The following is a 19,069-nucleotide window of genomic DNA, read 5'->3' on the forward strand; positions in this document are numbered from 1 at the left end:
GCTCATTCCAGCCCGCTGCGTACGGCAGGCCATGGCTTTTCAGAAGAACAAGTCGACGCGGAAGTACACTGGGTGCTCGCGCTCGGTGATGGCACCCGGGCGCTCCAGCGAGCGGGCCAAGGTGACAGAGGTCGCCATGTGCGCGCCGCGTGCGCTCAGTTCCACGCCATGGCCGGATAGCCGGCCGTGAAGATCGGGGTTGTAGCGCCCGCCGTGGATGACGCCAACGTCATAGGCGTAGGCCAGACCATATTCCTGCAGGAAAGGGCGCAGCGGCTCCCAACCGATCGGCCGGCGCCAGCGCAGCTGGTTGCGCCAGTAACCGCCGGTATCGCCGGACAGCGATTGCTCCTTGAAACCGCGGACGGAGGCCAGCCCGCCAATGCTGATGCGCTGCGGGCTGTAGAGCACGTCTTCGCTTTTCTGGGCGTTGAGCAGCGAATCGAAACTGAAGGACTCGCCCCACAACTGAAACGGCTGCAGCGCGCTCAGTGTCAGGCTGTATTTGTGATAGCGGGCGTCCGGCTCCCCATATTGCGGATCGCCCCGCCGCTGGGCGTCGAAGCTGCCGGTTCGATGTTGCCAACCAAGGTCTGCGTTGACGAAGGCGGTGCCAATGCGGCGCCCGTGGTTCAGGCCAAGTTGCGTCTCGGACAGCCGATGGCTGGAGACATCGAGCAGGCTGTTTTCGATGTAGTTGCGAGTTTGCAGATGAGAGACGCCGAAGCTGATGGCAGTCTTGCTGACTGCATCACGGTGCAGGACGCGCTCGGCGCTCAATTGATGGCTCTTGCTCTCGCCATCCATCTCGAAGAGAAAGCCTGACGTCTCCCCCTGGGTTCTGTAATAGCTCTGGTTGTAGCTGTAGCTAAAGGTCCACCAGCCGTACGGCAAGCTGTAGAACAAACCCTGATTAGCGGAATGGCGATACTTATCGCTTACCGCGTCCCCGCCGCCGTACAGCCTGAGTTGGTCCGCCAGGCCAAGCGGGCTGTCCCAATCGAGCCCTGCGCCCCATTGCTGCTCGCCGGTGCTGGACTCGCCGTTGTTATGCCGGTTGAGGTTCACCCGCCACGGTTTGAGCGGGTTGCCTTTCAAGCTTACCCGGCTCCCACCGACCTGCTCGCCCGGCAACAGCTCCAGCTGGGCGGGACGTGACGGCAGGCGATTCAACTGATCGACCAGCTGCTCCAGCTCTCGCAGATCAACCACCTTGCCCGTCTGGCCCGGAAAAGCCATCGCTAACTCGCGATCGCTGGCTACGGCGGACTGATCAAGCCCTTCAAGACGGCCCTCGACGACCAAGACCTCAAGCTCGCCATCCGCCATGTCCTGCTGAGGCAGATAGGCGCGCGAGGTGACGTAGCCACGGTCGATATAGAACTGGGTAATCGCCTTCAATAATGCATTGAGCTGGTTGGCGCCCAGGCATTTGTCTTGAAAAGGCTGGACCAGCACCGCTTGCTCCTGCGCAGAAATGAGCGAAGCGCCTTTGAGGATGATGGTGTGGATGTCGAAGCAGCGCTGATCTTCCGGTATCGGCTCAACTTCGGTCGCATCGCGGCCAGGCAGTTGCTGGAGTTCTTCCAGGCGTCGACGCTGCTCCTCGAGGAGGCGTTCCTGGCGGTCTCGGATGAGGTCGCGCTCGCCAGGCAACGGCGTATTGGGTGGGGGAACCTGGGCCGAAACTGAGCTGGCAAATGAGACAACGCAGAGGAACGTGGCGAACAACAGCGGGCGCATCGCAACCATCCTTGGTTCGGTAAATCGAGGGATGGCGATGATGGGCGTTGTGCCATCACTGGACAACTACCATTGATCTCAGATACGCAGCGGAAGCGCGAACGGCTTCGCATTTTCGAATTATTGGTCTAATCCTACGGAACTAAAGGAAGTTGGCGCGCAAGATCATATTGAAGGCAGCAAAAAGGCGCCCTAAGGCGCCTTTTTGCTGCAGCTAAGCGAGAATCAAGCCTTGTTGGCTTTCTTCGCAGCGCGGCTACGCTCACCTTCGTCGAGGATCTTCTTGCGAAGACGGATCGACTTCGGCGTGACTTCACACAGCTCGTCGTCCTGGATGAACTCTAGAGCCTGCTCGAGGGTGAAGCGGACCGGCGGGACCAGGGCGATGGTTTCGTCCTTGCCCGAAGCGCGCATGTTGTCGAGCTTCTTGCCCTTGGTGGGGTTTACGCCAAGGTCGTTATCACGGCTGTTCAGACCAACGATCTGACCGTTGTAGATTTCCTGGCCGTGCTCGACGAACAGCTTGCCGCGCGCCTGCAGGGTTTCCAGCGAGTAGGTCAGCGCCTTACCGGTATCGATCGAAACCAGTACGCCGTTCTGACGACCGGACATGTGGCCCGACTTCATCACGTCGTAACGGTCGAAGATTGAGGTCAGGATGCCGGCGCCGTTGGTCAGGGTGAGGAACTGGTTACGGAAACCGATCAGGCCGCGGGCCGGGATGTTGTACTCGAGGCGAACACGGCCCTTGCCATCCGGCACCATGTTGCTCAGGTCGCCCTTACGCAGGCCCATCTCTTCCATGACCTTACCTTGGCTTTCCTCAGGGATGTCGATGGTGACGTTCTCGAACGGCTCGTGCTTGGCGCCGTTAACTTCGCGAATGATCACTTCCGGACGACCCACGGCCATCTCGAAGCCTTCACGACGCATGGTTTCGATCAGTACCGACAGGTGCAGCTCACCACGACCGGAGACTTTGAACTTGTCGGCCGAGTCGCCTTCTTCAACGCGCAGGGCCACGTTGTACAGCAGCTCCTTGTCCAGGCGCTCCTTGATGTTACGGCTGGTGACGAACTTGCCTTCCTTGCCGCAGAACGGCGAATCGTTGACCTGGAAGGTCATGGAAACGGTCGGCTCGTCGACGGTCAGCGGCTTCATCGCTTCGACGTTGTTCTGGTCGCACAGGGTGTCGGAGATGAACAGCTCGTCGAAGCCGCTGATGCAGACGATGTCGCCTGCGGTGGCTTCGTCGACGTCGACGCGGTGCAAACCGTGGTGGCCCATCAGCTTGAGGATACGGCCGTTACGCTTCTTGCCGTGCATGTCGATGGCAGTGACCGGCGTGTTCGGCTTGACGCGACCACGGGCGATGCGGCCGACACCGATAATGCCGAGGAAGCTGTTGTAGTCCAGAGCGGAGATCTGCATCTGGAACGGGCCGTCGATATCGACCTGCGGGGCCGGTACGTGGTCGACGATGGCCTGGTACAGCGGGGTCATGTCTTCGGCCATGTCGGTGTGATCCAGACCGGCGATGCCGTTCAGGGCCGAGGCGTAGACGACCTGGAAGTCCAGCTGCTCTTCGGTGGCGCCGAGGTTGTCGAACAGGTCGAAGATCTGATCCAGAACCCAGTCAGGACGCGCGCCTGGACGGTCGACCTTGTTGATCACCACGATAGGACGCAGGCCGGCTTCAAAGGCCTTCTTGGTCACGAAGCGGGTTTGCGGCATCGGGCCGTCCTGGGCGTCGACCAGCAGCAGCACGGAGTCGACCATCGACATCACGCGCTCTACTTCACCGCCGAAATCGGCGTGGCCGGGGGTATCGACGATGTTGATGCGGTAGTCGTTCCAGCGGATGGCGGTGTTCTTGGCCAGGATGGTGATGCCGCGTTCTTTTTCCTGGTCGTTGGAGTCCATCACGCGCTCGTCGTTGAGCTCGCCGCGCTCCAGGGTGCCGGACTGACGCAGAAGCTTGTCGACCAGAGTGGTTTTGCCATGGTCAACGTGAGCGATGATGGCGATGTTACGTAGATTCTCGATCACAGTAGTGGTCTCGTAGTTGGGTCGGGCTACTCAGCAGATGCATCGAGCGGCTCAACGCGAAAAATCGGATGAAGATAGAAGAAGGTCGCTAACGACGTGTCGCGGCAATACAGCCGCGCAGCGGGTCGGGAGGGCGGTGACGGATACTGCCGCCCAGCAGCCCAGGTTGTTTAACCCGGACGATAAACGCGCACATTGGCATGCCCCTCACTCAACAAATGATGAGCATGCAGGCGACTCATGACACCTTTATCGCAATACAGCAGGTACTGGCGGTTCACATCCAGTTCCTTGAATCGGTTGTTCAGCGCATAGAACGGCAGTGTTTGCACTTCGATGCCCTGCAATTGCAGAGGTTCGTCCTCAGCGGCGTCGGGATGACGAATGTCGATGACCACCTGGCCGGCAGTCGCCTCGACCACCTCTTCAATCTGCAGATCCTGGCCCAGCTCGTCGATCACGCGGTCAATAGGGACCTGACGTGCAGCCTCCAAGGCGCGCTCGAGAACCGCCATGTCGAACTGCTTTTCTTCATGTTCGATACGGTAGCGCTTGGCCTTGGTGGTCGGGTTCTTGGAGATCACGCCGCAATACTCGGGCATGTTCTTGGCGAACTCCGCGGTGCCGATTTCGAACGCCGTGTCGATGATGTCCTGCTTGTGCGCGGCGATCAGCGGACGCAGCACCAGCATGTCAGTGGCAGAATCGATTACCGAAAGGTTGGGCAGCGTCTGACTGGAGACCTGAGAAATCGCCTCGCCGGTGACCAGTGCGTCAATGTGAAGGCGCTCGGCGATCTGCGTCGAGGCGCGAAGCATCATGCGCTTGAGGACAACGCCCATCTGACTGTTGTCGACCTTCTCGAGAATCTCGCCGACCACTTCCTCGAACGGCACGCTGATGAACAGCACCCGGTGCGAGCTGCCGTACTTCTTCCATAAATAGTGGGCGACTTCCATTACGCCCAGCTCGTGGGCGCGTCCGCCGAGATTGAAGAAGCAGAAATGGGTCATCAACCCGCGACGCATCATCTGGTAGGCCGCCACGGTGGAGTCGAAACCACCGGACATCAGCACCAGGGTCTGCTCCAGCGCACCCAGCGGGTAGCCGCCGATGCCGTCATGCTGCGCATGCACAATAAACAGCCGCTGATCGCGGATTTCCATCCGCACTTCGATTTCCGGCGCCTTGAGCGAAATGCCTGCGCCGCCGCATTGAACACGCAGCTCGCTGCCGACGTGGCGCTCGACATCCATCGAACTGAACGGGTGCTTGCCGGCGCGTTTGCAGCGAACGGCGAAAATCTTGCCGGGCAGCCGGTCGGCGAAGTGCGCCCTGCATTTCTCGACGATATCGTCGAGATCGCCCAGCGGATACTCGTGTACTTCCAGGCAATGGGCGATTCCCGGTGTGCAGCGCAGGCGCTCGATCATCTCGTGCAGCAGCTTCGGCTCGCTGAGCGCGGTTTCCACTTCAACGTTGTCCCACACCCCCTCCACCCGCAGATCGGAATCGAGGTCGCGCAGCACGGTGCGGATGTTCTTCGCCAACTGACGAATGAAGCCCTTGCGCACCGGCGGGCTCTTGATGGTGATTTCCGGGAAAACCTTGACGATCAGCTTCATGAAAACGCGCGCGGCAACATGGCGTAAAAAGAGGGGGGCGGAGTATAGCGGAAATTGATCAAGATTTAGGCGCTTTTATCTGAAGAGACCATCGCGCACCAATTCAGGTCTTAATCACAAATTAATGCACCAATTTGATGCATTTGAATGAGCCATCGTGAACCGCGTAACTACGGGAACCCGTATAAAACCCCGATATGCGCGCCCGGACCCAATACAGAGCACTGGCATGCAATTTGCTCCCTTGTGAGGCAGGTCGCCAACGCGGAATATCCGCCGCTGGACTTCATCCCCTGATTTCGGAAGCACCCTGTCTCCGCTTCCACCACTTGGAGAGCACCATGTCGAAGTCGCTTCAACTGATCAAAGATTACGATGTGAAGTGGATTGATCTGCGCTTCACTGACACCAAGGGCAAGCAGCATCACGTGACCATGCCGGCCCGTGACGCCCATGATGAAGATTTCTTCGAGCACGGCAAGATGTTCGACGGCTCGTCCATTCATGGCTGGAAAGGCATCGAAGCCTCCGACATGATCCTGATGCCGGTCGATGAAACCGCCGTGCTGGATCCGTTCACCGAAGAGCCGACCCTGATTCTGGTTTGCGACATCGTCGAGCCGAGCACCATGCAGGGCTACGACCGCGACCCGCGCTCGATTGCCAAGCGCGCCGAGGAATTCCTGAAGTCCACCGGCATTGGCGACACCGTGTTCGTCGGTCCGGAGCCTGAGTTCTTCATCTTCGACGAAGTGAAGTTCAAGTCTGATATCTCCGGCTCGATGTTCAAGATCTATTCCGAGCAGGGCTCCTGGATGACCGACCAGGACGTCGAAGGCGGCAACAAGGGCCACCGCCCAGCCGTGAAAGGCGGCTACTTCCCCGTTCCACCGTGCGACCACGACCACGAAATCCGTACTGCCATGTGCAATGCCATGGAAGAAATGGGCCTGGTCGTTGAAGTGCACCACCACGAAGTGGCGACTGCCGGTCAGAACGAAATCGGCGTCAAGTTCAATACGCTGGTAGCCAAGGCTGACGAAGTCCAGACCCTGAAATACTGCGTACACAACGTCGCCGATGCCTATGGCAAGACCGCGACCTTCATGCCGAAGCCGCTGTATGGCGACAACGGCTCGGGTATGCACGTGCACATGTCCATCTCCAAGGATGGCAAAAACACCTTCTCCGGCGAAGGTTATGCCGGCCTGTCCGATACCGCCCTGTACTTCATCGGCGGCATCATCAAGCACGGCAAGGCGCTGAACGGCTTCACCAACCCATCGACCAACTCCTACAAGCGTCTGGTCCCGGGCTTCGAAGCTCCGGTGATGCTGGCCTACTCGGCTCGCAACCGCTCCGCCTCGATCCGTATCCCGTACGTATCCAGCCCGAAAGCCCGCCGTATCGAAGCGCGCTTCCCGGACCCGGCTGCCAACCCCTACCTGTGCTTCGCCGCACTGCTGATGGCTGGCCTGGACGGCATCCAGAACAAGATTCACCCTGGCGACGCCGCTGACAAGAACCTCTACGATCTGCCGCCGGAAGAAGGCAAGCTGATCCCGCAGGTTTGCGGCAGCCTGAAGGAAGCTCTGGAAGAACTCGACAAGGGCCGCGCGTTCCTGACCAAGGGCGGCGTGTTCAGCGACGACTTCATCGATGCCTACCTCGAGCTGAAGAGCGAGGAAGAGATCAAGGTCCGTACCTTCGTGCATCCGCTGGAATACGACCTGTACTACAGCGTCTAAGCCGGTCCGCGTGACAGAAAAGGCCTCCTTCGGGAGGCTTTTTCGTTCCTGCGATGTCACTAGACAGGAAATCTACGCCCTCGCCAAGCGACCGGAGTGGCGCCGATCCCAAATCGCAACGGCCGTACTTGCCTAGCCGCCCGAGCGGTGCAAGGCTTCCGGCATCCCATCCGCGGAGCTTCCCATGCGCATTGCATTGTTCAGCCTGCTACTCGTTTTCATGGCGCCCGCCATGGCGCAGATTTACAAGTACACCGACGATAAGGGCAACACGGTCTTTACCAATCAACCGCCGGAAGGGGTCGCGGCAGATACCGTCGACCTGCCGCCTGCCAATACTGTTGACATCAAAATGCCTGAAGCCCCGCCGCCCCTGGCCGACGAGCAAAGCGACGAGCGTCAACAGCAGCCTTACCGCAGCCTGTCCATTGGCGGCATTCCGGACGAACAGGCGTTGCGCGCGAACAACGGCACCTTTGTTGTCAATGCCCAGCTCGACCCTCCTCTTAAGCGAGGCCATCAGATCCGCTTTCTGCTCGACGGCGTTCCGCAGGCAGAGCCAGGCAGCACGACGTCACAACAGCTGACCAACGTCGACCGTGGTACGCATCTGCTTGAAGTCGAAGTGTTCAGCGGCGGACGAGTCGTGCAGCGCGCCGAGGAGCAATTCACCGTTCAGCGCGTCCACATCTCCAGCCCGGCCCGCCGATGACGTGCGTCATGCGGCTCGGCCTGCTTGGGCTATTGCTGACGCTCGCACTGCCCGCGAGTGCCGCGATTTATAGCTACGTCGACGCCGAGGGCAATCGGGTCTTCACCGACCGCCCCGGTGGCCGAGCAGCCGTGCCGGTCGAAACCAAACCGACCAACAGCATGGCCGCACAGCCGGTACCGCCAACGAAGACGCCCGTAAAAGTCCTGAAAGCGATCGCTCCAGGTTATGAGCTGCTCGATATCGTGCAGCCGGCACCCGACGCCACGATCCGCAGTAATCCGGGCGAATTGGCGGTTAGTGTCACCAGCAATCCCGCCCTGCAACCCGGCCACCACTATCGCTTGCTGCTCGATGGCGCGCCTGTGGGGACGCCAAGCGAAGGTCCGGTGCTGGTAATCGACAATGTTGATCGAGGCAGCCATCAGTTGGCCGTCGAAGTGATCGACAGCCTGGGTGCAAGCCTGCAGCGAAGCGCGCCGCGCGTGTTTCACATGATGCGCACCTCGCTTGCCCAACGACGGATGGCCAACCCGTGCAAGAAGGGCGATTACGGCGTCCGTCCCGAATGCCCCGTGAAAGACAAACCCAAGGAAAAGAAAGATATTCCCTTCGTGCCCTTTCTGTGACCATCCTACGCACCTGAATGGTGCACAAGCCGGACCAGCCTGATCCGCTTCACTCATTTTTCGCTACGCCCCGCTCTGGAGCGCTAGCGCCTAGAGTGCCGCGCCGAAAAGGAGCGCCTTGGTTTGCTTCTTGCATTTCCTGTCTCACATACCGGATGCAGACAGCCATGATCAACGAAGCCCTACAGCGCCTGCTGATCGAGAACCTGACCACCGCGACCCTGTTGCTCAATTCGCGCTTGCGCCTGGAGTACATGAATCCAGCTGCTGAAATGCTGCTTGCCGTGAGCGGCCAGCGCAGCCACGGCCAATTCATTAGCGAGCTTTTCACCGAATCGCCTGAAGCGCTGGCTGCCCTGCGCCAGGCCGTCGAACAGGCCCACCCCTTCACCAAGCGCGAGGCAACGCTGACTTCTGCCAGCGGCCAGACACTGACGGTCGACTATGCGGTTACACCCGTTCTGACTCGCCAAGAAACCATGTTGCTGCTGGAGGTGTTACCGCGGGACAGACTGCTGCGTATCACCAAGGAAGAGGCGCAGCTGTCTACGCATGAAACCACCAAGATGCTGGTGCGCGGTCTCGCTCATGAGATCAAGAATCCGCTTGGCGGTATTCGCGGTGCTGCGCAGCTGCTGTCACGCGAGTTGCCCGAGGAGCACCTCAAGGACTACACCGAGGTAATCATCGAGGAGGCCGACCGCTTGCGAAATCTGGTCGACCGGATGCTCGGATCGAACAAGCTGCCGTCCCTGTCGATGACCAATATCCATGAGGTGTTGGAGCATGTTGCCAGCCTGATCGAGGCCGAATGTCAGGGCAGCCTCATTTTGGTGCGCGACTATGATCCGAGCATCCCCGAAGTCCTGATGGACCGTGAACAGATGATTCAGGCGGTGCTCAATATCATGCGCAACGCCATGCAGGCGCTCGCCGGGCAGAGCGAACTGGGCCTTAGCCGCCTGACCCTGCGTACCCGCACCCTGCGCCAGTTCACTATTGGCCATATCCGCCATCGCCTGGTCACCCGGATCGAAATCATAGACAACGGCCCAGGAATTCCAGCCGAACTGCAGAACACACTTTTCTACCCGATGGTCAGCGGCCGCCCGGACGGCACCGGCCTCGGCCTGGCCATCACCCAGAACATCATCAGCCAGCATCAGGGCCTGATCGAGTGCGAGAGCCACCCCGGCCACACCGCGTTCTCTATCTTCCTGCCGCTGGAACAAGGAGCCCCATCAGCATGAGCCGAAGCGAAAACGTCTGGATCGTCGATGACGACCGCTCCATCCGCTGGGTACTGGAAAAGGCTCTGCAGCAAGAGGGCATGACCACCCAGAGTTTCGACAGTGCCGACGGCGTGCTTGCGAAACTGGCGCGCCAGCAGCCGGATGTGATCATCTCGGACATCCGCATGCCCGGCACCAGCGGCCTGGACCTGCTGGCGCAGATTCGTGAGCTGTACCCGCGCCTGCCGGTGATCATCATGACCGCCCATTCGGACCTCGATAGCGCGGTGGCTTCGTACCAAGGCGGCGCCTTCGAATATCTGCCCAAGCCGTTCGACGTCGACGACGCAGTGTCTCTGGTAAAACGCGCCAACCAGCACGCACAGGAACAGCAGAACCTGCAGGCGCCGGCCAACCAGCACCATACACCGGAGATCATCGGCGAGGCACCGGCAATGCAGGAGGTGTTCCGCGCCATTGGCCGCCTCAGCCACTCCAACATTACCGTGCTCATCAACGGAGAATCCGGCACCGGTAAGGAGCTGGTCGCGCACGCGCTACACCGTCATAGCCCGCGAGCGGCTTCGCCGTTCATCGCATTGAACATGGCAGCGATTCCCAAGGACCTGATGGAGTCCGAGCTGTTCGGCCATGAGAAAGGCGCCTTTACCGGCGCCGCGAATCAGCGCCGCGGTCGTTTCGAGCAGGCCGACGGCGGCACCCTTTTCCTTGATGAGATCGGCGACATGCCCGCCGATACTCAAACCCGCCTGCTGCGTGTGCTAGCCGACGGCGAGTTCTACCGGGTCGGCGGCCACACGCCCGTGAAAGTCGATGTACGCATCATCGCCGCCACCCACCAGGACCTGGAAACCCTGGTGCAGGCCGGAAAATTTCGCGAAGACCTGTTCCACCGCCTGAACGTCATCCGCATCCACATTCCACGCCTATCCGACCGTCGCGAAGACATCCCAGCACTGGCCGGGCACTTCCTCGCCAGCGCTGCGCAGGAGCTTTCGGTCGAAACCAAGCTGCTCAAGAGCGAAACCGAGGAATATCTAAAGAATCTGCCCTGGCCGGGCAACGTGCGCCAGTTGGAAAACACTTGCCGCTGGATCACCGTCATGGCCTCGGGGCGCGAAGTGCATGTCAGCGACCTGCCACCGGAACTGCTCAACCAGCCCGCCGACACCATGCCGGCAAACAACTGGGAACAAGCACTGCGACACTGGGCTGACCTGGCATTGGGGCGCGGCCAATCGAACCTGCTCGACGAGGCGGTACCGGCTTTCGAGCGGATCATGATCGAGACCGCACTCAAGCACACCGCCGGGCGCCGCCGCGATGCCGCGCTGCTGCTCGGCTGGGGCCGCAATACCCTGACAAGGAAGATCAAGGAACTGGGCATGGGTGTGGACGGCGCTGACGAGGACGAAGGCGAAGAGACCTGACCCTTGCGAATGGCGCATCCACCGGCCGCGCTCTAGCGCGGCCTGACCTGCACCAGCAAGCGCCAGTCGCCACCGATCTTCTCACCCGACCAGCTGGCCGCCAGGGGTCGGGTCGCCACGAAGTGCAGCAGCAAGCCCTTCTCCGTCGCTTGCACGCGCCAGCTGGTATTCGTGCCTTCAACCTCTACACGCCCAGCATCAGCGCTGCCCTTGGCCTGGAACAGCATCCCGACGGCACCGTCGATATCCTGGCTATAGAGCTCCGGCTCGCGGTTGAACCATAGCTGTAACCCGCTGGCTACAGGCTCGACCCGCAACAACTCCACCGGCCCCGGCCGGAAGAAATGTCCGAGAAACGAGCCGAACAACAGCCCGAGCAACACCAGCGAGCCAAAAAAGCGGCGACGCTGACGACGTAGCGGATCGTGCGGCGCAGGGTCGCCTGCCGCAGTAGAATGCCGGTCGTTTTCAGAGTCGGTGACGCGCATGTTCCATGTGATCCTTTTCCAGCCAGAGATTCCGCCGAATACCGGCAACATTATCAGGCTCTGCGCCAATGCCGGCTGCAGCCTGCATTTGATCGAGCCGCTGGGCTTCGAATTGGACGACAAGCGCCTGCGCCGCGCGGGCCTGGATTATCACGAATATGCACCGCTCAAGCGCCACGCTGATCTCGACAGCTGTTTGGAGAGCCTTGGTCAGCCGCGCGTATTCGCCTTTACCACCAAGGGATCGCAGCCCTTTCATCAGGTGCAATTCCAGCGCGGCGATGCCTTTCTCTTCGGCCCGGAGAGTCGCGGCCTGCCGCCGGAAATCCGCGATGCGCTGCCCAACGAGCAACGCCTGCGCCTGCCGATGCGCCCCGACAGTCGCAGCCTGAACCTTTCGAACACCGTCGCGGTTGCCGTCTACGAGGCGTGGCGACAGCTGGATTTCGCGCTGCAATAAGGACCCTCTTCCCAACGAGCCGGTACTGATTGGGCCATGCGTGGCGCCACGGCAGCGAATCCCGTACGCCGGTTGAAATGCTTGGCAGCGTCCCCCATATCAAACGCATTCGGGCATTCATCGCCCCGCTGCGTGGAGATTTTCCTTTGACCACCATCGTTTCAGTGCGCCGCAACGGCAAAGTCGTCATGGGCGGCGACGGCCAGGTTTCCCTGGGCAACACCGTCATGAAAGGCAACGCCAAAAAGGTTCGGCGCCTCTATCACGGCCAGGTGCTGGCCGGCTTCGCCGGCGCCACCGCCGATGCCTTCACACTCTTCGAACGTTTCGAAGGCCAGCTGGAAAAACATCAAGGTCATCTTGTCCGCGCCGCGGTCGAACTGGCCAAGGACTGGCGTACCGACCGTTCGCTGAGCCGTCTGGAAGCCATGCTGGCCGTAGCCAACAAGGACGCCTCGCTGATCATCACCGGCAATGGCGACGTGGTTCAGCCGGAAAACGACCTGATCGCCATGGGCTCCGGCGGCGGGTTCGCCCAAGCCGCCGCGATGGCGTTGATGCAGAAAGGCGGCGAGTCCATGTCGGCTCAAGATATCGCCGAAACCGCGCTGAGCATCGCCGGCAGCATTTGCGTCTTCACCAACCAGAATCTCACCATTGAGGAGCTGGACAGCGCCGTCTGATCCGCCTGCCAGTTCCGGAGTACCGAACAATGTCCATGACGCCCCGCGAGATCGTCCACGAACTCAACCGCCATATCATCGGCCAGGACGACGCCAAGCGTGCCGTCGCCATTGCGCTACGCAACCGCTGGCGGCGCATGCAGCTCTCCGCCGAGTTGCGCCCGGAAGTGACCCCGAAAAACATTCTGATGATTGGCCCAACCGGTGTCGGCAAGACTGAAATCGCCCGCCGTCTGGCCAAGCTGGCTAACGCCCCCTTCATCAAGGTCGAAGCGACCAAATTTACCGAAGTCGGCTATGTAGGGCGCGATGTTGAGTCCATCATTCGCGATCTAGCCGATGCCGCGCTGAAAATGCTGCGCGAACAGGAAGTCGGCAAGATGCGTCACCGCGCAGAGGATGCAGCCGAAGAACGTATTCTCGATGCCCTATTACCTCAGGCACGCCCGGTCGGCTTCAGCGAGGAGCCGATACAGAGCACCGACTCCAACACCCGTCAGTTGTTTCGCAAGCGTCTGCGTGAAGGCCAGCTGGACGACAAGGAAATCGATATCGAGGTCGCCGATAGCCCGGCGGGCGTTGAAATCATGGCCCCGCCCGGCATGGAGGAAATGACCAACCAGCTGCAAAGCCTGTTCTCCAACATGGGCAAGGGCAAGAAGAAGAGCCGCAAGCTGAAAATCAAGGACGCCCTTAAGCTAGTCCGCGACGAGGAAGCCGCGCGCCTGGTCAATGAAGAAGAACTCAAAGCCCGCGCGTTGGAAGCCGTCGAGCAGAACGGCATCGTCTTTATCGACGAAATCGACAAGGTCGCGAAGCGCGGCAACACTGGCGGCGCCGACGTCTCGCGCGAAGGGGTGCAGCGCGACCTGCTGCCGTTGATCGAAGGCAGCACGGTCAACACCAAGCTGGGCATGGTCAAAACCGATCACATCCTCTTCATCGCCAGCGGTGCTTTTCATCTATCCAAGCCCAGCGACCTGGTGCCCGAACTACAGGGTCGCCTGCCGATCCGCGTCGAACTCAAGGCGCTGTCGCCGGAAGACTTCGAACGTATCCTCACCGAGCCGCACGCCTCGCTCACCGAGCAGTATCGCGAGTTGCTGAAGACCGAAGGGCTGGCTATCGAGTTCGCTGATGACGGGATCAAGCGCCTGGCCGAGATTGCCTGGCAGGTCAACGAGAAGACCGAAAACATCGGTGCCCGTCGCCTGCACACGTTGTTGGAGCGCCTGCTGGAGGAAGTCTCGTTCAGCGCTGGCGACCTCGCCGGCCAGCAGAACGGCGAGCCAATTCGGATCGATACCGCCTACGTCAACAGCCACCTCGGCGAGCTGGCCGAAGACGAAGATCTGTCGCGCTACATTCTTTAACGCAAGCGGCTACGCCGGGTTTCTTAGACGAGGCCCGGCGCCTCTGCCAGGAGCATTCGATGCGCATCCCCACCGCGATCAAGCTGCACAAGACGTCGAAAACGCTGGAATTGGAGTATGGCTCCGAGCAGCGCTACGTGCTGCCGGCCGAATTTTTACGCGTGCATTCACCTTCCGCTGAGGTTCAGGGCCACGGCAACCCAATCCTGCAGACAGGCAAGATCAACGTCGCGCTCGAAGGTATCGAGCCGGCCGGGCAGTACGCGTTGAAGCTGACCTTCAGCGATGGCCATGACAGCGGCCTGTACACCTGGGATTACCTCTACCACTTGGCGAGCACTCAGCAACAGCTGTGGGCCGATTACCTCGACGCGCTGGCAAGCGCTGGTAAGTCCCGTGATCCGGATATCTCGCCGGTGCGGCTAATGCTCTGACAAGCAGCTTAGCTTGCGTTGCGCCGCAGCCGACACCGAAGCGGTACAACACCAATCGAAGCGCCCTGCTCGTTGGGTTTCTCACTCGCTTGCTTTTTCGGCGACTCCAACCCGTGCATCGCTACGAAGCATGCCGCTTAGCAGTGCTTTCGCGAAATGTCATCTTGCCCTGCCTTCCCGCCCAACGGCAGCAAAACCGATGAGCGCGTCGATTCGTGCGCGGTCAAAGCACAGGTTCGAACGTAGTCAACAGATCCCGTCACGGACGACTACCGGGAGCCTTCGCCATGTATGCCTGCAGTGTGACCCACCACCGCCTCGACCTCGACGGCCTGGATGTTTTCTACCGCGCCGCCGGTCCGCAGGACGCACCTGTAGTTCTACTGCCTCACGGTTACCCTTGCTCGTCCTATGAATTCAGGTCCTATATGCCGCTGCTTGCCGACCGCTGGCGCCTACTCGCACCGGATTTTCCAGGCTGCGGCTACAGCGCGACGCCGGAGGACTTTGTCTACGATTTCGACGGCTACGCCGAATTTCTCGAGCGTTTCGCTAACCGTCTGGGCATCGAGCGCTTCGCACTCTACCTGCACGACTTCGGCTCGCAGATCGGCCTACGTCTGGCCATTGCCCAGCCGCAGCGCATTGCAGCGCTGATCCTACAAAATGGCGACATCTACGAAGACGAGCTGGGTCCGAAGTACGCCGCGCTGCAACGATTCTTCGCCAACCCGACCCCGCAAGCGCGCGCCGGGCTGGCTGACGGTGTCAGCCTTGAAGGCTTCGAGGAGGAATTTCTCAACGAGGTAGAACCGGAGATTGCCATGCGCATCCCGCCCGATCTCTGGCATCTGCATTGGGCGCTTATGACACCGCGCCGCCGGAAAATCACAGTGAACGTGATCGCCGGGCTCAAGGAAAATCTTGCTTGGTTTCCCCGCTACCAGGCCTACCTGCGCGAACATCAGCCGCCCACTCTGATCATCTGGGGTCCACGTGACGGCTATATGCCCGAAGGTTCGGCACGGGCCTATCTGTGTGACCTGCCGAACGCCGAACTGCACCTGTTCGAGGATGGTGGTCATTGGCTGCTGGAAACCCACCTCGACGAAGTAGCGCGCCTGTCGAGAGATTTTCTGGAGCGGGTGCACGATCATCGCTGATCTCGCCAGGGTACAGCCGCTCATATCATCTGGTGCACCAGTTCGCGGCAACGCTTCATGCTGTGAAAGTCCTATTCGAAGGCGAAACCTGTGATCGCCCCGAAACCAACCCAGCACGACGGATAGTTAGGGTATTTATTCATCACCCATAGGTCTGCGACTCGAAACAACCTCCCCGTCCCGCCTTCAGCGCTTTATCGGCTCTTCGGCATTTATTGGCTTCGCGCTTTTTAGGTTTAGAATGCCGGCACATTCTTCCGGTGACAGTGACATGACCGATCCCCGCAAAGAGCATGACGCAGAGCCCACCACCCACTTCGGCTACAAGAACGTGCCGGAGAGCGAAAAAGCGCAGAAGGTGGCCGAGGTTTTCCATTCTGTAGCCGCCAAATACGACTTGATGAACGACCTGATGTCCGCAGGTGTGCATCGTCTGTGGAAGCGCTTCACTATCGAGCTGTCGGGCGTGCGCCACGGCAACCGAGTATTGGATATCGCTGGCGGCACTGGCGACCTGGCCCGTCAGTTCGCCCGAATCGTCGGACCAACCGGCGAAGTGGTATTGGCTGACATCAATGCCTCGATGCTCAAAGTCGGCCGCGATCGCCTGCTCGACAAAGGTGTGGCTGGCAACGTGAAGTTTGTCCAGGCCGATGCCGAGAAGCTGCCGTTCCCGGACAACCATTTCGACGTTGTCACCATCGCCTTCGGCCTGCGCAACGTCACGCACAAGGAAGACGCGATCGCCTCCATGCTGCGGGTACTCAAGCCCGGCGGCCGGCTGTTGGTGCTGGAGTTCTCCAAGCCGACCAACCAGCTGTTTTCCAGGGCCTACGATGCTTATTCGTTCAGCCTGCTGCCGATGATGGGCAAGTTGATCACCAACGACTCCGAAAGCTACCGCTACCTGGCCGAATCGATCCGCATGCATCCGGATCAGGAAACCCTCAAAGGCATGATGGCGGACGCCGGTTTCGAGCGCGTCACCTATCACAACATGACCGGCGGCATCGTCGCCCTGCACCGCGGCATTAAACCCTGATGCTGCGCGCTGCCCTGCTGGCCGGCGCTGAGCGCGGGATCAATCGCGTGCTGCGCTTGGACCCGACGGCCTTGCCACGGCTGGCCAGGCTCAGCGGCCGGATCATCGAAATCGACTGCACGATGCCCGGCTGGCGGCTGTTCATCCTTGCCGACGCCGATGGCCTACTGTTGGCCGAGCATTGGGGCAGCGAGCCGGATTGCCGTTTGCGCGCGCCCGCAACGAGCCTGCTGCGACTGGCCACCAGCCGCAACAAGACCGCGATCCTGCACGGTCCGGATGTCGAGATCGAAGGCGACAGTGCTGTGCTGATGAGCCTTGCCGAAGTGCTGCAGGACCTCGAGCTGGATTGGGAATATGAAGTCTCGCGCTGGCTGGGTCCGGTCGGGACGCAGATGATCAGCGCCGGTTTGCGCGGGCAGTCCGCCTGGGCCCGGCAGAGCGCCGACAGCTTGCGCCAGGATCTGGCCGATTATCTCAACGAAGAGTCCCGAACGTTGGTCGGCATGGCAGAGGCGGAAACCCGCTTTGCCGAACTCGACCGCCTCAAGCTTGATCTCGACCGACTCGAAGCCCGCATCGAGCGGCTCGCCCACCCCCTGAAACCAGACCGATCCGAATGAAGTTGTTCGCCGCGACCCGCCGCCTGTTTCGCATCCTGCTGGTGGTGATCCGCTACCGCCTGGACGACATCATCCTTGACCTGCCGATGCCTTGGTGGCTGCGCGCGACCAGCTATCTGCTGCCCTGGCGCTGGCTGCCGCGGCGGCGCACCGAATTGTCCCGTGGGGCACGTTTGCGTCTGGCATTGGAAGGCCTCGGTCCGATCTTCATCAAATTCGGCCAGATTCTCTCGACCCGCCGCGATCTGCTGCCGCTGGATATCGCCGAAGAACTGGCGATGCTCCAGGACCGCGTTCCGCCATTCGACTCGGCCGTTGCCACAACTCTGATCGAGCGCCAACTTGGTGCGCCGGTAGGTGAGGTCTTCGCGCGCTTCGACAGCAAACCGCTGGCTTCCGCCTCGGTCGCCCAAGTGCATGCCGCAAAGCTGCGCAGCGGCGAAGAAGTGGTGGTCAAGGTAGTACGACCGAATCTTCGGCCGGTGATCAGCCAGGACATCGCCTGGCTATTTCTGCTGGCCAAGACGGCGGAGCGCGCCTCCACCGAGGCTCGCCGCCTGCATCTGGTGGAAGTGGTCGATGATTACGCCAAGACCATCTACGACGAGCTCGACCTGCTACGCGAGGCCGCCAACGCCAGCCAGCTCAAGCGCAACTTCCAAGGCTCGCCGTTGCTCTACGTCCCGCAGGTGTACTGGGATTTGTGCCGATCCCAGGTATTGGTGATGGAGCGCATCTACGGCGTACCGGTGACCGACATGGCCCGCCTGGCCGAACAGCGCACCGACATGAAGCAGCTGGCCGAACGCGGCGTAGAGATCTTCTTCACCCAGGTGTTCCGCGATAGCTTCTTCCATGCCGACATGCACCCCGGCAACATTTTCGTAAGCACCCACCAGCCTTGGAATCCGCAATACATCGCAGTGGACTTCGGCATCGTCGGCAGTCTGACACCAGAAGATCAGGATTATCTGGCGCGTAACCTGATGGCCTTCTTCAGGCGCGATTATCGCAAGGTCGCACAGCTGCATATCGATTCGGGCTGGGTGCCAGCGGAAACCAAGGTCAACGAATTCGAGGCGGCGATTCGTACGGTCTGCGAGCCGATCTTCGAGAAGCCACTGAAAGACATCTCCTTCGGCCAGTTGCTGGTGCGCCTGTTCCAGGTCGCCCGGCGCTTCAACATGGAAGTCCAGCCGCAGCTGGTGCTGCTGCAAAAGACCCTGCTCAATATTGAAGGCCTGGGCCGCGAACTCTATCCCGAGCTGGACCTCTGGGCCACCGGGCAGCCGTATCTCGAACGCTGGATGCGCGAACGCATGAGCCCCAAGCAGTTGCTAAAAAACGCGCAGGCGCAGATCGAGCAGCTGCCGCACCTGGCAGGCATGACCCGTGAGCTGCTCGAACGCATGTCCAACCCCCACGCGAATAACCCGCCGCCTCCGTGGCAGGAGCATCATCGGTACTGGCCGCTGCGCCTCGTCGGTGCCGTGCTGTTGGGCGGTGGTGCGACGTTGGCCGCCGCTGCCGATAGTTTTACCGCCATGAGCACCTGGCCGGCCTGGGTGATGTTGAGCGCCGGAATCTACATCGTGGTGCGCCGATAGCCAGCAG

17 protein-coding genes are annotated in these 19,069 nt (G+C 60.7%); 13 read left to right on the plus strand and 4 right to left on the minus strand.

The window, feature by feature from the left end:
- Nucleotides 1-39: 39 nt before the first annotated feature.
- The 3 genes from D7241_RS10250 to thiI all read right to left on the minus strand — a co-directional run bounded on the left by D7241_RS10250 (nucleotide 40) and on the right by thiI (nucleotide 5,417).
- Entirely contained in the window at nucleotides 40-1,752 is a 1,713-nt protein-coding gene (locus D7241_RS10250; protein WP_408101437.1) for a ShlB/FhaC/HecB family hemolysin secretion/activation protein, read from the minus strand.
- A 216-nt stretch (nucleotides 1,753-1,968) separates the two neighbouring features.
- Entirely contained in the window at nucleotides 1,969-3,792 is a 1,824-nt protein-coding gene (gene typA / locus D7241_RS10255; protein ID WP_255979698.1) for a translational GTPase TypA, read from the minus strand.
- A gap of 170 nt (nucleotides 3,793-3,962) precedes the next feature.
- Complete coding sequence (thiI, locus tag D7241_RS10260) at nucleotides 3,963-5,417, minus strand: tRNA uracil 4-sulfurtransferase ThiI (RefSeq protein ID WP_408101438.1); 1,455 nt, start codon at nucleotides 5,415-5,417, stop codon at nucleotides 3,963-3,965.
- A 341-nt stretch (nucleotides 5,418-5,758) separates the two neighbouring features.
- Between thiI and glnA the strand changes: the two genes are divergently transcribed.
- The 5 genes from glnA (at nucleotide 5,759) to ntrC (ending at nucleotide 11,189) form a co-directional block, all read left to right on the plus strand.
- Nucleotides 5,759-7,165, plus strand: a complete 1,407-nt coding sequence (glnA, locus tag D7241_RS10265; RefSeq protein WP_408101439.1) for a glutamate--ammonia ligase — start codon at nucleotides 5,759-5,761, stop codon at nucleotides 7,163-7,165.
- Between the two features lie 184 nt (nucleotides 7,166-7,349).
- Nucleotides 7,350-7,877 carry a DUF4124 domain-containing protein gene (locus D7241_RS10270; protein ID WP_408101440.1) on the plus strand — a complete coding sequence of 176 codons (528 nt, stop codon included), beginning with the start codon at nucleotides 7,350-7,352 and terminating at the stop codon, nucleotides 7,875-7,877.
- 8 nt (nucleotides 7,878-7,885) lie between these two features.
- On the plus strand, nucleotides 7,886-8,506 hold the full coding sequence (locus D7241_RS10275) for a DUF4124 domain-containing protein (RefSeq protein WP_408101441.1): 621 nt from the start codon (nucleotides 7,886-7,888) through the stop codon (nucleotides 8,504-8,506).
- Nucleotides 8,507-8,673: 167 nt separating this feature from the next.
- A complete protein-coding gene (glnL, locus tag D7241_RS10280; protein ID WP_408101442.1) occupies nucleotides 8,674-9,756 on the plus strand; it encodes a nitrogen regulation protein NR(II) in 1,083 nt (360 codons plus the stop codon).
- Complete coding sequence (gene ntrC / locus D7241_RS10285; RefSeq protein ID WP_408101443.1) at nucleotides 9,753-11,189, plus strand: nitrogen regulation protein NR(I); 1,437 nt, start codon at nucleotides 9,753-9,755, stop codon at nucleotides 11,187-11,189. Before glnL ends, ntrC begins: the two co-directional genes overlap by 4 nt.
- Nucleotides 11,190-11,221: 32 nt before the next feature.
- Here the strand turns inward: ntrC and D7241_RS10290 are convergent, their stop codons facing one another.
- On the minus strand, nucleotides 11,222-11,677 hold the full coding sequence (locus D7241_RS10290) for a hypothetical protein (protein ID WP_408101444.1): 456 nt from the start codon (nucleotides 11,675-11,677) through the stop codon (nucleotides 11,222-11,224).
- On the opposite strand from D7241_RS10290, the gene trmL reads away from it, so the two are divergent.
- The 8 genes from trmL (at nucleotide 11,676) to ubiB (ending at nucleotide 19,062) form a co-directional block, all read left to right on the plus strand.
- Nucleotides 11,676-12,137 carry a tRNA (uridine(34)/cytosine(34)/5-carboxymethylaminomethyluridine(34)-2'-O)-methyltransferase TrmL gene (gene trmL / locus D7241_RS10295; RefSeq protein WP_255979683.1) on the plus strand — a complete coding sequence of 154 codons (462 nt, stop codon included), beginning with the start codon at nucleotides 11,676-11,678 and terminating at the stop codon, nucleotides 12,135-12,137. The genes D7241_RS10290 and trmL overlap by 2 nt on opposite strands.
- Nucleotides 12,138-12,283: 146 nt before the next feature.
- Nucleotides 12,284-12,820 carry an ATP-dependent protease subunit HslV gene (gene hslV / locus D7241_RS10300; protein WP_408102313.1) on the plus strand — a complete coding sequence of 179 codons (537 nt, stop codon included), beginning with the start codon at nucleotides 12,284-12,286 and terminating at the stop codon, nucleotides 12,818-12,820.
- Between the two features lie 29 nt (nucleotides 12,821-12,849).
- Nucleotides 12,850-14,193, plus strand: a complete 1,344-nt coding sequence (gene hslU, locus D7241_RS10305) for an ATP-dependent protease ATPase subunit HslU (RefSeq protein WP_408101445.1) — start codon at nucleotides 12,850-12,852, stop codon at nucleotides 14,191-14,193.
- Nucleotides 14,194-14,252: 59 nt separating this feature from the next.
- Nucleotides 14,253-14,627: a gamma-butyrobetaine hydroxylase-like domain-containing protein gene (locus D7241_RS10310; protein ID WP_408101446.1), complete on the plus strand. Its 375-nt coding sequence runs from the start codon at nucleotides 14,253-14,255 to the stop codon at nucleotides 14,625-14,627.
- Between the two features lie 287 nt (nucleotides 14,628-14,914).
- Nucleotides 14,915-15,790 (plus strand): alpha/beta fold hydrolase, encoded by an 876-nt coding sequence (locus D7241_RS10315; RefSeq protein ID WP_408101447.1) that lies wholly within the window; start codon nucleotides 14,915-14,917, stop codon nucleotides 15,788-15,790.
- Between the two features lie 271 nt (nucleotides 15,791-16,061).
- Entirely contained in the window at nucleotides 16,062-16,832 is a 771-nt protein-coding gene (ubiE, locus tag D7241_RS10320) for a bifunctional demethylmenaquinone methyltransferase/2-methoxy-6-polyprenyl-1,4-benzoquinol methylase UbiE (RefSeq protein WP_408101448.1), read from the plus strand.
- Nucleotides 16,832-17,455: an SCP2 domain-containing protein gene (locus tag D7241_RS10325; RefSeq protein ID WP_408101449.1), complete on the plus strand. Its 624-nt coding sequence runs from the start codon at nucleotides 16,832-16,834 to the stop codon at nucleotides 17,453-17,455. The genes ubiE and D7241_RS10325 overlap by 1 nt, the downstream gene beginning before the upstream one ends.
- Nucleotides 17,452-19,062, plus strand: a complete 1,611-nt coding sequence (gene ubiB, locus D7241_RS10330; RefSeq protein ID WP_408101450.1) for a ubiquinone biosynthesis regulatory protein kinase UbiB — start codon at nucleotides 17,452-17,454, stop codon at nucleotides 19,060-19,062. Before D7241_RS10325 ends, ubiB begins: the two co-directional genes overlap by 4 nt.
- The last annotated feature ends 7 nt before the right edge of the window (nucleotides 19,063-19,069 follow it).

It is taken from the genome of Stutzerimonas sp. VN223-3, from assembly GCF_045999685.1.
Lineage (GTDB): Bacteria > Pseudomonadota > Gammaproteobacteria > Pseudomonadales > Pseudomonadaceae > Stutzerimonas > Stutzerimonas stutzeri_AR.